This is a genomic window from Leifsonia naganoensis (genome assembly GCF_013410615.1).
Classification (GTDB): Bacteria; Actinomycetota; Actinomycetes; order Actinomycetales; family Microbacteriaceae; genus Leifsonia; species Leifsonia aquatica.
Map to the genome: position 1 here is coordinate 325,839 of NZ_JACCHJ010000001.1, position 13,209 is coordinate 339,047.

The 13,209-nt window shown below is 72.4% G+C and carries 10 protein-coding genes; 9 read left to right on the forward strand and 1 reads right to left on the reverse strand.

Translation table 11 applies throughout. The features are described from left to right. Window positions 1–44 precede the first annotated feature (44 nt). The 9 genes from HNR14_RS01605 (at window position 45) to thrC (ending at window position 10,557) form a co-directional block, all read left to right on the forward strand. Window positions 45–1,598: a hydantoinase/oxoprolinase N-terminal domain-containing protein gene (locus HNR14_RS01605; protein ID WP_179699510.1), complete on the forward strand. Its 1,554-nt coding sequence runs from the start codon at window positions 45–47 to the stop codon at window positions 1,596–1,598. Next, a complete protein-coding gene (locus HNR14_RS01610) occupies window positions 1,595–2,707 on the forward strand; it encodes an S-methyl thiohydantoin desulfurase family protein (protein ID WP_179699511.1) in 1,113 nt (370 codons plus the stop codon). The genes HNR14_RS01605 and HNR14_RS01610 overlap by 4 nt, the downstream gene beginning before the upstream one ends. Beyond that, window positions 2,704–3,822, forward strand: coding sequence for an S-methyl thiohydantoin desulfurase family protein (locus tag HNR14_RS01615; protein ID WP_179699512.1), 1,119 nt, complete (start codon window positions 2,704–2,706; stop codon window positions 3,820–3,822). The genes HNR14_RS01610 and HNR14_RS01615 overlap by 4 nt, the downstream gene beginning before the upstream one ends. A 62-nt stretch (window positions 3,823–3,884) precedes the next feature. Further along, window positions 3,885–4,913: an S-methyl thiohydantoin desulfurase domain-containing protein gene (locus tag HNR14_RS01620; RefSeq protein WP_179699513.1), complete on the forward strand. Its 1,029-nt coding sequence runs from the start codon at window positions 3,885–3,887 to the stop codon at window positions 4,911–4,913. Continuing rightward, window positions 4,910–6,424: a helix-turn-helix domain-containing protein gene (locus HNR14_RS01625; protein ID WP_179699514.1), complete on the forward strand. Its 1,515-nt coding sequence runs from the start codon at window positions 4,910–4,912 to the stop codon at window positions 6,422–6,424. Before HNR14_RS01620 ends, HNR14_RS01625 begins: the two co-directional genes overlap by 4 nt. Window positions 6,425–6,437: 13 nt before the next feature. Continuing rightward, a complete protein-coding gene (locus tag HNR14_RS01630) occupies window positions 6,438–7,472 on the forward strand; it encodes a zinc-binding dehydrogenase (RefSeq protein WP_179699515.1) in 1,035 nt (344 codons plus the stop codon). A gap of 82 nt (window positions 7,473–7,554) precedes the next feature. After that, window positions 7,555–8,163, forward strand: a complete 609-nt coding sequence (locus HNR14_RS01635) for an HD domain-containing protein (RefSeq protein ID WP_179699516.1) — start codon at window positions 7,555–7,557, stop codon at window positions 8,161–8,163. Between the two features lie 33 nt (window positions 8,164–8,196). Then, window positions 8,197–9,078, forward strand: a complete 882-nt coding sequence (locus HNR14_RS01640) for a 3-methyladenine DNA glycosylase (protein WP_179699517.1) — start codon at window positions 8,197–8,199, stop codon at window positions 9,076–9,078. A 54-nt stretch (window positions 9,079–9,132) separates the two neighbouring features. Beyond that, window positions 9,133–10,557 (forward strand): threonine synthase, encoded by a 1,425-nt coding sequence (gene thrC, locus HNR14_RS01645; RefSeq protein ID WP_179699518.1) that lies wholly within the window; start codon window positions 9,133–9,135, stop codon window positions 10,555–10,557. 25 nt (window positions 10,558–10,582) lie between these two features. Here the strand turns inward: thrC and HNR14_RS01650 are convergent, their stop codons facing one another. Further along, window positions 10,583–13,105, reverse strand: coding sequence for a penicillin-binding protein (locus HNR14_RS01650; protein ID WP_343064389.1), 2,523 nt, complete (start codon window positions 13,103–13,105; stop codon window positions 10,583–10,585). Window positions 13,106–13,209: the final 104 nt, after the last annotated feature.

Sequence of the window (13,209 nt, forward strand, 5' to 3'; positions counted from 1 at the left end):
CACCAGCCCCACCCCGCCGTCACCGCGGCAGAAAGCGAAACACCATGCATATCGGCATCGACGTCGGCGGAACGAACACCGACGCAGTGCTCATGGACGGCCGGACCCCTCTCGCCGGCGTCAAGAACTCGACCAGCCCGGACGTGACCGCCGGCATCGTCAGCGCCATCGAGGCGCTGCGCGAGGCGCGCTCGTTCGAGGGCTCCGAGATCCACGCGGTGATGATCGGCACGACGCACTTCATCAACGCGCTCGTGCAAGCGAAGCGGCTCGCGCCGACGGCCGCGCTGCGGCTGGGCCTCCCGGCGACCAAGGCGCTCCCGCCACTGGTGGACTGGCCGGAGGCGCTGATCGAGGCGATCGACGCCCGCAGCTACCTCGCGCACGGCGGCTACGAGTTCGACGGACGCCCGATCTCCCCGCTGGATGTCGCGGAGCTCAAGGGCATCGCCGCCGACATGGCCGCCCACGGCGTGCGGTCCGTCGCGATCTCGTCCGTCTTCTCGCCGGTCAACCACGACGTCGAGATCCGCGCCGCCGCCATCCTGGCCGACGAGCTCGGCGACGACGTCGCCATCTCGCTGTCGCACGAGATCGGCCGGATCGGCCTGCTGGAGCGCGAGAACGCCACGATCATCAACGCGGCACTGCGCGAGCTGGCGAGCGAGATCGTCGACGGCCTGACCTCCGCGGTGCGCGCCCAGGGCATCGAGGCGCCGATCTTCCTCAGCCAGAACGACGGGACCCTGATGGACGAGGACTACGTGCGCCTCTACCCCGTCGCCACCTTCGCCTCCGGCCCGACCAACTCGATGCGCGGCGCCGCCCTCACCAGCGGGCTCGAGACCTGCGCCGTCGTCGACATCGGCGGCACCACGGCCGACATCGGCCTGCTCGTCAACGGGTTCCCGCGCGAGACGGCGAACGAGGTCAAGGTGGCGGGCGTCCGCACCAACTTCCGGATGCCGGACGTGCTCTCGCTCGGCATCGGCGGCGGCTCCATCGTCGACACCGAGACCGCCGAGGTGGGCCCGGAGTCGGTCGGCTACCGGCTGACGACCGAGGCGCTGGTGTTCGGCGGCTCGACCCTCACCGCGACGGACATCGCCGTCGCCGCCGGGCGCGCGCAGGTCGGCGACCCCGCGAAGGTCGCGCACCTCGATCCCGCCTTCGTGCAGCGCGTGCTCGACCGGATCGCCGAGCGCGTCGCCGAGGCCGTCGACCGGATGCGCACCTCCCCCGACCCCATCCCCGTCGTCGCCGTCGGCGGCGGGTCCATCCTCCTGCCGGACGAGCTGCCGATCTTCGGCGCCGTGCACCGGCCGGAGAACTACGCCGTCGCGAACGCGATCGGCGCCTCCATCGCACAGGTCGGGGGCGAGATCGACAAGGTGTACGCCGTCGAGCCCGGCCGTCGCGACGAGGCCATCGCCGCCGTTCGGGCGGAGGCGGTGGACAAGGCGATCGCGGCCGGCGCCTCCCCCTCGTCGGTCGCGATCGTCGATTTCGACGAGGTCCCCATCCCCTACCTGCCGGGCAACGCCACGCGCATCCGCGTGAAGGCCGTCGGCGATCTGGCGATGGAGGTGCGGGTATGAGCTGGACGCTCACGGCCGACGCGATCGGCGACCTCTCGCGCGGCGCCGCGGTGCTGGGCACGGGTGGTGGAGGCGACCCCTACATCGGCTCGCTGCTGGCGAAGCAGGCGCTCGCCGAGCACGGACCGGTCACCGTCGTCGGCCTCGACGAGGTGCCGGACGACGCGCTGGTGCTCACCGTCGCGATGATGGGCGCGCCGACCGTCATGGTCGAGAAGCTGCCCAGCCTCGACGAGGTCATCGCCCCGGTCGCCGCGCTCGGCACCTACCTCGGCCGCCCGGTCACGCACGTGGCGTGCGCCGAGGTCGGCGGCGTCAACTCCACCATCCCGGTCGCCGCCGCGGCCGCTCTCGGACTCCCCCTCATCGACGCGGACGGCATGGGCCGCGCGTTCCCCGAGCTGCAGATGGTGCTCCCGACCCTGTACGGCGTCACCGCCTCCCCGCTCGCGTTCGCCGACGAGAAGGGCAACGTCGGCGTGCTGCAGACCGTCGACAACAACTGGACGGAGCGCATCGCGCGCGTGGCCTGCGTCGAGATGGGCTGCTCGATCATGATCTCAGGTTTCCCGATGACCGGCACGGTCGCCCGCGAGGCGCTCGTCCCCGGCTCCCTCGCGCACTGCGTCGCCATCGGATCCGGCATCGCGGAGGCGCGCACCGCCAAGGCCGACCCGGTCGCGGCGACCGTCGCGCTGCTCGGCGGCCGCGAGTTCTTCGGCGGCAAGGTCGTGGACGTCGAGCGCGGCACCACCGCCGGCTTCGCCCGCGGGCGCGCCCGCATCGAGGGCACGGCGACGGGCTCGGCGGCCGACTCGACCCTCGCGCTGTCGTTCCAGAACGAGCACCTGATCGCCCAGGCGGGCGACGAGGTCTTCGTGACGACCCCCGACCTGATCATCGTGCTCGACGCCGAGAGCGGCGAGCCGATCACGACCGAGGCCCTCCGCTACGGCCAGCGCGTCCGCGTGATCGCCGCGCCCAGCGACCCGCGCTGGCACAGCGCCGAGGCACTCGCGATGGTCGGCCCCGGCTACTTCGGCTACGACCTCCCCTCGCATCGCTTCGACGGCACCGCCGAGCGCACCCTCGAGGAGGCCGCCGCATGAGCTGGACGCTGACCGCCGCGGACCTCCCCGACCTCGCCCGCGGCGCCACCCTGCTCGGCACGGGAGGCGGCGGCGACCCCTACATCGGGCAGATGCTCGTCGCGCGCGTGCTGGATCAGAAGGGTCCCGGCGAGCGCGGCATCACCATCCTCGATCCGGACGAGCTCGACGACGATCTGTTCGTCATCCCCACGGCCCAGATGGGCGCGCCGACCGTCATGATCGAGAAGATCCCCGCGGGCACCGAGCCGACCTTGGCGCTGCGCACGCTGGAGGCGCACCTCGGCCGCACCGCCGACGCCACGATGCCGATCGAGTGCGGCGGCATCAACTCGATGATCCCGCTGATCGTCGCGGCCGAGACCGGTCTGCCGGTGGTGGACGCGGACGGCATGGGCCGCGCCTTCCCGGAGCTCTCGATGGAGACGTTCGCGGTCTACGGTGTGCACGGATCCCCGCTGGCCCTCGCGGGCGAGCGCGGCGAGACCGTCGTGATCGACACCGGCGACGACGACCGGCAGATGGAGTGGCTCGCGCGCGGCGTGACCATCCGTCTCGGCGGCGTCGGGCACATCGCCGAGTACGCGATGACCGGCGCGGACGTGAAGCGCACGGCCGTCCCCCGCACGCTCTCGATGGCGCTCGCGCTGGGCCGGGCGATCCGGGAGGCGCGGGAGCAGCACCGCTCGCCGTTCGAGGCGATCGCGCAGACCCTCTCCACGACCCTCTACTCGGAGGTGCGCGAGCTCTTCTCCGGCAAGGTGACGGATGTCGAGCGGCGCACGACCGAGGGCTTCGCCAAGGGCCGCGCCACGATCTCATCGCTGGATGCGAGCGCCTCCGAGACGCTGGAGATCCGCTTCCAGAACGAGAACCTCATCGCCCTGCGCGACGGCGAGCTCGTCGCGATCGTGCCCGACCTCATCTGCGTCACCGACATCGAGTCGGGCGAGCCGATCACGACCGAGGGCCTGCGCTACGGCCAGCGGGTGCGGGTGCTCGGCATCTCCACGCCGGAGATGATGCGCACGCCAGAGGCGCTCGCGGCGTTCGGTCCGCGCGCGTTCGGGCTGACCGAGGAGTTCGTGCCGGTCGAGACCTCGGCGCTGGTCTGAGCAGCACCACGACTCGCGGGCGCTCGCGCAGGCGGGCGCCCGCACCGCCTACCCTGGAGGGCATGAGAACCCTCGGGCCGGAGCGCCTGCCCGCGCTCGCCAGGGGGTTCTCGCTGCTCGGCTCAGGTGGAGGCGGCGGCACGACGATGCTCGAGCTGATGGTGCAGGACGCGCCCGCCTGGCCGATCACCCCGCGCACCCCCGCCGAGTTCGATCCCGCGACGCCGTGTGTGGCGGTGGCGTTCGCCGGCTCCACGTACCTGCTCGCCGAGCGCCTCCCGGGCGCCGATGTCTTCGCTCCCCTGGTCGCCGCCGCGGAGCGCTGGACCGGAGTCCGCGCCGCCGCCGTGTGCGCCCTCGAAGGCGCCGGGATGAACGGCCTGACTCCCCTGCTGCTGGCCGACCGCCTCCCCCTGGTCGACGCCGATCTGATGGGCCGCGCGCTCCCCCGCCTCGACCAGGTCTCGCTGCTGGTCGACGCCCTCCCCGGCGTCGTCGCGGTGTGCGACACGGGAGGCGGGGTCGTGGTGATCGACACCCGGCGCCCCGCCGATGTCGAGAGCCAGGTGCGCTCCGCCATCGTGCAGGCCGGTGGAGGGGGCGCGGTGCTCGTCGCGGGCTTCACGGTCGGCGACCTGGCCGAGCACGCCGTGCTGGGAACGTTCGAGCGGGCGCTCGCCCTCGGCGACGCCACCGCCGACCGCTCCCTCTCTCCCCACGAGCTGGCCGCGGCGACGGGAGGGCGGCTGCTCGGCTCGGGACGGGTGAGTGCCGTCGTGCCGCTGCCGGACGACCCGTACGTCAGCGCCATCCAGCTCGACGGCGACGACGGCGCGCTGCTGCGGCTGGTCGCGCGCTCCGAGCTGCTGGCTGTGGTGCGCGACGGCGAGACCACGGCCGCGAGCCCCGAGATCATCGTGGCCCTCGATTCCATCTCCCGCGACATCCTGCAGGTGGACGGCGTGACGCTGGCGCGCCATGTGACGGTGCTCGCCCTCCCGGCTCCCGGGTGGTGGACGGCGTCGCCCGACCGGCTGCGCCACGTCACGCCCGCCGGCTTCGGCCTGACCGGGCTGGAGGTGGCCGCGTGAACGACCAGCTCGACCTCGCCGCGCTCTTCGCGCATCCCGCGAACGGCGGACTGCGCCCGATCGCCGCCGCCGACCCCTCCGTCGTGTGGCGGGAGCTGGTCGTCGCGTCGACCGAGTCCGAGCTCGCTGCGGACGGAGGAGGCGCCCTCGCCGTGCTCACCGTCGCCCCTCCCGCGACGCCGTGGCAGCAGGACGCCCTCGTGCGCCGCGTGCGCGACCGCGGCTACCGCGGGCTGGCGCTGCCCGGCGCGGAGGCGTTCGGCCCCGGCACCCGTTCGCTCGCGGAACGCCTCGGCCTCGCCCTGCTCGACGCCGAGGAGCCGATGGCGCTCGCGCGTGCGGGCTGGGAGCTGTTGGAGGGCCGGGACGCGCTCACCCTCGGCTACGTGCGCCGGGTCGCGCAGTCCATCGAGTACCACGCCGACAACCTCGCCGACCTGCTGCGCCACCTCTCGGCGAGCGTCGGGCACGGCGTCGCCCTGATCGACAGCGAGGGCGTGCTCCTGGAGGCCGGTGAGACCCTGCCCGCGACGGTCCACGCCGCGATCGACTTCGCGCCCTGGATCGACACCGTCTCGCTGCCCGAGGGGGCGGCGGCATCCGTGCGCGTGGACTCCCCGAGCCGTGCGGGGCTGCGCCTCGCCGTCTTCGGGCGCGGGCTCGGACAGCAGCAGCTCAGCGCCCTGGCGGTCGCCGCCGAGGTGGCCATGCCCGCGGTCGCAGCGCGCATCCTCATCGACGAGGTCGCCGACGTCAACGACGCATCCGTGTCGTCCGGCCTGCTCCGCGACTTCCTGGAACTGCGCGACAGCCGCGACGCGGAGCTCGAGCAGCGGATGGTCGAGCGCGGCTGGCGCACCAGCGGCTACCACCTCGGGTTCCGCCTGATCGGCCGCTCGCGCGTCGACACCCTCCAACTGCTCCGCTTCGTCACCCGCGAGCTGACCGCGCTGCCGGTCGACTCCCACGCGGCGACGAGCGGGCGCGGGGTGACCGGCTGGCTCAGCTTCGCCGCACCTCCCGCGCCGAGCCGGGTGGAGGAGAACGTGCGCGCCCTGCACGCCCTGCACACCGCCGCCCGCCGCGTGTTCAACGTCGCGACCGGCGTCGGCACGCTCGAGAGCGGGTCGGCCGGGCTGGTCGCGACCATCGACGGCGCTGCTGACGCCGCGCGCATCGCCGCCGACCGCTCCGCGACCGGCCACTTCGTGCGCATCGACGCGCTCGGCCTGGAGCAGCTCCTGCTCTCCTGGACCGAGAGCGACACCTTCGTCCCGGCCGCGGAGTCCCTGCTCGCGCCGCTGATCGCCCGCGGGCCCGAGCTGATCGAGACGCTCACCGCCTACCTCGACCACGAGTCCGGCATCGCCGCGACCGCCGACGCCCTCGGCCTCCACCGCAACACCGTCTCCACCCGGGTCGCCCGCGCGCAGGAGCTGCTCGGGCTCGACCTCGGCGACCCGGAGACCCGCCTCGCCGTCCACCTCGCCTGCCGCGCCGTGCAGCGCTGATTCCGGGAGCCCCATGAGAGCACTGCTGTACGACACGTTCGCCGGACCGGTCCGGGTGGCGGAGGTCGCCGATCCCGTCGCCCCGGAGGGCGGCGCGATCGTGCGCGTCGCGGCGTCCGGTCTCTGCCGCAGCGACTGGCACGCCTGGGCGGGGCACGACGACACCGTCCGCCTGCCGCAGGTGCCCGGGCACGAGTTCGCCGGCGTGGTGGAGTCCGTCGGCGCGGGCGTGGAGCGGTGGCGGCCGGGTGACCGGGTGACGGCGCCGTTCGTCAACGGCTGCGGGCGGTGCGAGTGGTGCCGGAGCGGTCAGGCGCAGGTGTGCCCCGACCAGACGCAGCCCGGCTTCACGCACTGGGGATCGCACGCCGAGCTGGTGGCGGTGCGTGCCGCGGACCTCAACCTGGTCGCCCTCCCGGACGACATCGACGACGCCGCGGCGGCGAGTCTCGGCTGCCGGTTCGCGACCGCGTACCGGGCGGTCACCGCGCGGGCGCGCATCCAGCCCGGCGAGTGGATCGCCGTCTACGGTGCGGGCGGCGTCGGGCTCAGCGCCGTGATGATCGCCGCCGCCCTGGGTGCGCGGCCGATCGCCGTGGACCGTTCACCGGCCGCGCTCGAGCTGGCCAGGAGGTTCGGCGCCGAGCACACCCTGGAGGCAGGCGACGGGACTCCCTCGGCGATCGCCGAGCTCACCGGAGGGGGAGCGCACGTCTCCGTCGACGCCGTGGGCTCGCCCGCGACGGCCGGGGCGGCCCTCCACTCGCTGCGCCGGCGCGGACGGCACGTGCAGATCGGGCTGCTGCCCGGCGGCGGACCGGTGCTGCCGCTCGACCGCGTGATCGGCTGGGAACTCGATGTGCTGGGCAGCCACGGGATGGCCGCCGCCGACTACGCCGAGATGCTCGACCTCGTCGCGTCGGGCGCGGTGTCGCCCGAGGCGCTGGTCGGTTCGCACGTCGGCCTCGCGGAGGCGGCGTTGCTGTTGCCCGCGGCCGCCTCCGCCCCGCCCGTCGGCATCGCCGTGCTCGACCCGACCCGCGACTGACCCCGCGCCATCTGGCGGGATCTCCCCCGCCTCCGGCTGGATCTGAGCGGCGCGAGGGCGGGCGCCTTGCCAGGATGGAGGGATGCTGCTCTCCGATCTGCCCGCCGCACCCGACACGCAGGCCGCGCACGCCGCCCGCGAGCTCGCCGCCGCCTACCACTCCCCCGCGCTGCTCAACCACGTCGTGCGGTCGTGGCTGTGGGCGGAGGCGTTCGCGCAGCTGGAGGGGCGTGACGACATCGACCACGAGCTCCTCTACGTCTCGGCCCTGCTCCACGACATCGGCATCGTGCCGGAGTTCGACAACGTCGCGCTCTCGTACGAGGACGCCGGCGGCCACGTCGCCGTCGCGCTCACGGCCGGCGCGGGCTGGGAGCATGCCCGCCGCACCCGCGCGCACGAGGTGATCGTGCGGCACAACTGGGCCGCGGTCGACCCCGCGTTCGACGAGGAGGGCTACCTGCTCGAGACCGCCACGGGGCTCGACATCTCGGGTGCGCGTGCTGACGACCTCCCGCTCGGCCTGCGCCGGGAGGTCGTGGGCGCCTACCCGAGGCTCGACCTGGCCGCCGAGTTCGGAGCGGGCGTCGCCGACCAGGCCCAGCGCAAGCCCGACACCCAGGCGCACCGCCTGGTGCTCGGCGGCGTGCGCGCGAAATTGGCCGCGAACCCGCTGGAGTCGCTCGCCTGATATGCCGTCGCCCGCCTGGCCTATCCTCGAGGGGTGACCACACTGCTCGACCCCGCCGACTGGCGCGCCCGCGAGGCGGCCCACGCCGCGCGCGCCGACGCGCTCACGGCCGGGCATCGCGAGCGGGCGGGGCGGGGCGAGAAGCACCCGGTCGAGGACTTCCTCTTCACCTACTACTCGTACGCACCGCGCGTGCTGCGCCGGTGGCATCCCGGGCCGGGCGTCGAGCTGGCGGAGGCCGCGGGCGATCCACGCGCCTCCTGGCGCTGGTACGCCCCTGGCACGACCCCGGGCTCCCTCGTGGTGGACCAAGCCGCGTTCGAGGCCGAGAAGACGTCACTGCTGCGCGGGATCGAGCGCATCCTCCGCTCCACCGCTGCGCGCCCCGGCCAGTTCGGCTGCTTCGGGCTGCACGAGTGGGCCATGGTCTACCGGCAGGACGAGACGCGCCACGAGGTCCCGCTGCGCCTCGGCGGCCGGGGCACCGACGCGGTCGTGGAGGCGCACGACCTGCGTTGCACCCACATCGACGCCTTCCGTTTCTTCACCCCCGACGCCGTGCCGCGTAACCGCTTCGCGCCCACCCGCGAGACGCAGCCCGAGCTGGAGCAGCCCGGCTGCCTCCACGCGGGGATGGACGTGTACAAGTGGGCGATGAAGCTCGGCCCGCTCGTGCCGGGCGAGCTGCTGCTCGACGCGTTCGAGCTGGCCCGCGGCATCCGCCTGCTCGACATGCAGGCGTCGCCGTACGACATGCGGCCCTGGGGTGCCGAGCCCGTCGCGATCGAGACGCCCGAGGGCAAGGCCGAGTACGTACGCCGTCAGCGCGGGTTCGCCGAGCGCGCGAACGTACTGCGCCGCGCGGTCCTGGCCGCCTGGCTCGGCGAGAGCGCCGTCGCTGCCACGGCTGCGTAGCCGCGTCGCCTAGGCTGAAAACACATCCACACTCGAAGGACGAGGGAACGACACGTGCAGTACATCTCCACACGCGGCGGCCGGCTCGGATCGTATTGCGACATCCTCGTCGAAGGGCTCGCTCCCGACGGCGGGCTCGCGGTTCCCGAGGAGCTGCCGCAGCTCACTGCCGCCCTGCTGGAGCAGTGGCGTCCGCTGGACTACGCCGACCTCGCCACCGAGGTGATCGGCCTGTTCGCGACGGACATCCCCCGCGACGACCTCAGCCGGCTCTGCCACGCGGCGTACCGTCCCGAGGCCTTCGCGTCGCAGGAGGTCGTCCCGCTGCACGCACTCGACGACGGGATCACGCTGGTCGGCCTCTCCGAAGGGCCGACGCTCGCCTTCAAGGACATGGCGATGCGGTTCCTCGGTGAGGCACTCGACTTCGTGCTCGGTCAGAGCGGCGAGGTCCTCAACATCCTCGGCGCCACCTCCGGCGACACCGGCTCGGCCGCCGAGTACGCGCTGCGGGGCCGGGACCGGCTCTCGGTGTTCATGCTCTCGCCGCAGGGACGCATGAGCATCTTCCAGCGCGCCCAGATGTACTCGCTGCTCGACGACAACGTGCACAACATCGTCGTCGACGGCACGTTCGACGACTGCCAGCGCCTCGTGAAGCGCATCGCCGAGGACGGCGCGTTCAAGCGCGAGCACCGCATCGGCGCCGTCAACTCGATCAACTTCGGCCGCATCTCTGCGCAGATCGCCTATTACATCTGGGCGTGGCTGCGGATCACCGACGCGCTCCCCGAGGCCGAGCGCGCGGGCTTCGAGGTGTCGTTCGCGGTGCCGTCCGGCAACTTCGGCAACATCCTCTCGGGGCACTACGCCCGCAGCATGGGGCTGCCCGTGCGCAAGCTCGTGCTCGCCACGAACGAGAACAACGTGCTCGACGACTTCTTCCGCAGCGGCCACTACCGCCCGCGGCCCGCCGCCCGCACCTTCGTGACGTCGAGCCCCTCGATGGACGTCTCGCGGGCCTCCAACCTCGAACGGTTCGTCTTCGACCTGCTCGGTCGCTCGGCCGAGCAGACCGCAGCCGCGTGGCAGGAGCTGGACGCCCGGGACGAGTTCGACCTGACCTCCGAGCTCGATCGGTTCGGCGCCGAGTTCGGGATCGTGAGCGGGACGAGCACCCACGCCGACCGGCTGGCCACGATCCGCGCCGTCTCCGAGCGCTGCGGCGTCACCCTGGACCCGCACACCGCGGACGGCGTGAAGGTCGCGCGCGAGCACATCGAGCCGGGCGTGCCGATGCTCGTCCTCGAGACGGCCAAGCCGCAGAAGTTCCCCGAGACGATCGCCGAGGCGCTCGGCAGCGTCCCGAACGCGGACGCCGCCACCCGCGAGCTCCTGGCCGCGCCGCAGCGTGTGACCACCATCGCGGACGACGAGGAGGCGCTGCGGGCGATCATCTCGGAGCTCGCCCTCCGCTGACCGCGGGCCCGGCCGGGCGGGTGTGTCAGCCGCCGCCGTTCCCGGTGTCGTTGCCGCTGTTCCCTGTGCCGTTGTTCCCACTCCCGTTGCCGTTCCCCGTCCCCGGGCTCGCGGTCGGCTGACTCGTCGATCCCCCTCCCGTGCCGGGCGTCGGCGTCGCGGAGGCCTGCCCGCTGCTCAGCTGGATGGTGACGCTCGCGCCTCCCTCGACCGCCGACCCGGCTGCGGGGTCGGTGCCCGCGGCGGTTCCGGCCGGCTGGCCGCTCGCGACCGGCGTCTGGTCGATCGTGACGTCGAGGCCGAGCGCCTCCAGCAGCTTCTGGGCCTGATCCGGGGTCTTGCCGGCGACATCCGGGACGGTGACCCGATTTCCGTAGAGCGAGGAATCCTGCGGGTCCGTGAAGTCGTCGCCGCCGTAGACCTGGTCCAGGGCCTTCTGGATAGGCTTCACGATCGAGAACTTCACGTCGCCTCCGCCGACGCCGTTGAAGCTGAGGCTGCGCAGCGGCGTCTGACCCGAGACGTTGCCCACCCATGTCGCCTGCGCGACCTTGGTGGTGGAGGTGATCAGCCAGTTCTGCAGCGAGTCGTCGGTGGTGCCCGTCTTGCCCATGACCGGCGTGCCGTCCCACGGGTTGGCGCTGGTGGCGGTGCCGTCGGTCATCACGCCCTGCAGGGCGTAGGTGACGCCCGCGGCGACGTTCTTGTCCAGCCCCTGCGTGCACGTGCTGGCGCTCACCTTGTGCGCGCTGCCGTCGGCGTTGAGGACCTTGTCGATCGCGATGGGCGTGCACACGGTGCCGTTGTTCGCGATGCCCGCGTATGCCGTCGCCATGGTGAGCGGCGCGACCTCGTTGGTGCCGAGGATCATCGACGGGTACGAGTTCAGCGTGCCGCCGGTGGCCGCGGTGTGGATGCCGAGCGCTTTCGCCGCGTTCAGGATGGAGCAGAGGTCGACCTTCGTCGCCATCATCGCGAAGGCCGTGTTCACCGACTCCGCCGTCGCCGACATCACGGAGAGCCGGCTCGCCGATCCCTCGTCGTTCGCGACCTGCCAGGACGGTCCGGAGATGTCACCGCAGGTGCTCGTGAAGTCGGACATCGGGAAGGTGTGCTGCGAGGCGTTCACGCTCTCGTACAGGCTGTGCCCCGCCTCCAGCCACGCCGCCAGGTCGAACGCCTTGAACGTCGAGCCCGTCTGGAAACCCGACGAGCCTCCGTACGCCTCGTCGGTGTTGTAGTTCACCGCCGTCGTGCCGTCGACGGGTTGGTCCGTGTTGTTGAAGGCGCGGTTCTGCACCATCGTGACGATGCGGCCGGTGCCGAGCTCGACCGAGACGTTGGACGCGCCCAGGTCGATGCCGGCCTTCGATGCGGGGATGTAGTTGCTCAGCGACTGCTGCGCGACCGATTGGAGGTCGAGGTTCAGCGTCGTGTAGATCTTGAGGCCGCCGCGGTTGAGGGTCGCCCAGCGATCGTCGCTGGTCGCGCCGTAGGCGGGGTCGTTCAGGATGGTGTCGCGCACGTAGTCGCAGAAGAACGCGGCGTTGTACTGCTGCGCGGCCGCGCATCCCGAGGTCGTGGGCGTCACGGTCGGCGTGACGGGCGTCTCCTTCGCCGCGTCGCGGTCGGCCGCCGTGATCTTGTGGTTCACGTACATGCGGTCGAGCACGTAGTCGCGGCGCGCCTTCGTCAGCTTGTATCCGTTCGCTGCGCCGTTGGTCTTGCTGTCGGGCTCGTCGATGCGGAGGTTGGACGGGTTGTTGACGATCGCGACCAGCGTCGCGGCCTGCGCCAGCGTCAGGTTGTTCGCGTCGACGCCGAAGTAGTAGTGCGCAGCCGACTGGATGCCGTACACCTGACCGCCGAACCCGACGACGTTCAGGTACCCCATCAGGATGTCCTTCTTGCTGTACTTCTTCTCCAGCCCCACCGCGTAGCGCATCTCCTGCACCTTGCGCTGGAGGGTCTGCCCGGCCGCGTCGTCGTAGCAGGCCTGCACCTTCTTCGCGTCGGTCAGCGCTTCGCACTTCTCGACCTCGACGTTCTTGACGTACTGCTGGGTGATCGAGGACCCGCCCTGCACGTCGCCGCCCACCACGGTCGCCAGCGCACCGCGCACGGTGCCCAGCACATCCACCGCGCCCTCGGAGTAGAACCGCGGATCCTCGGCCGCGACCACCGCGTCCTTCACGTTCTGCGAGACCGCGTCCCAGGTCACGTCCTGGCGGTTCTGCGCGTAGAACGTGGCGATCGGCACGTCCTGGCCGCCCTGCTTCGCGTACACGGTCGAGTTCTGCGCGAACTGCTGGATCTGCAGGTTCGCGGGCAGCGCGTTGAAGTCGGAGATGCCCGCGGCCGCCGCGACGCCCGTTCCCAGGAAACCCGGAAGAACGAAGAGCGAGCTGAGCACGGCCGCGACGAGCGTGAAGCCGAGGAACTGCCAGATCGCGCGGCCCCGGGTGCGCGGCATGCGCGGCTCGAGCCGCTGGACCGGCGCCAGGATGCGGTCGATCAGCGGCGGACGGTTCGGATCGGGAGTAGACACCCGTCTACGCTTCCAACCCGGCCTGTGGAATCGGTCGGTGCGAGGTGAAGGGAGGTTTGGAGATGTACAGGAAGCGGCCTCGGACGAGGGCTTTGGATCTCACC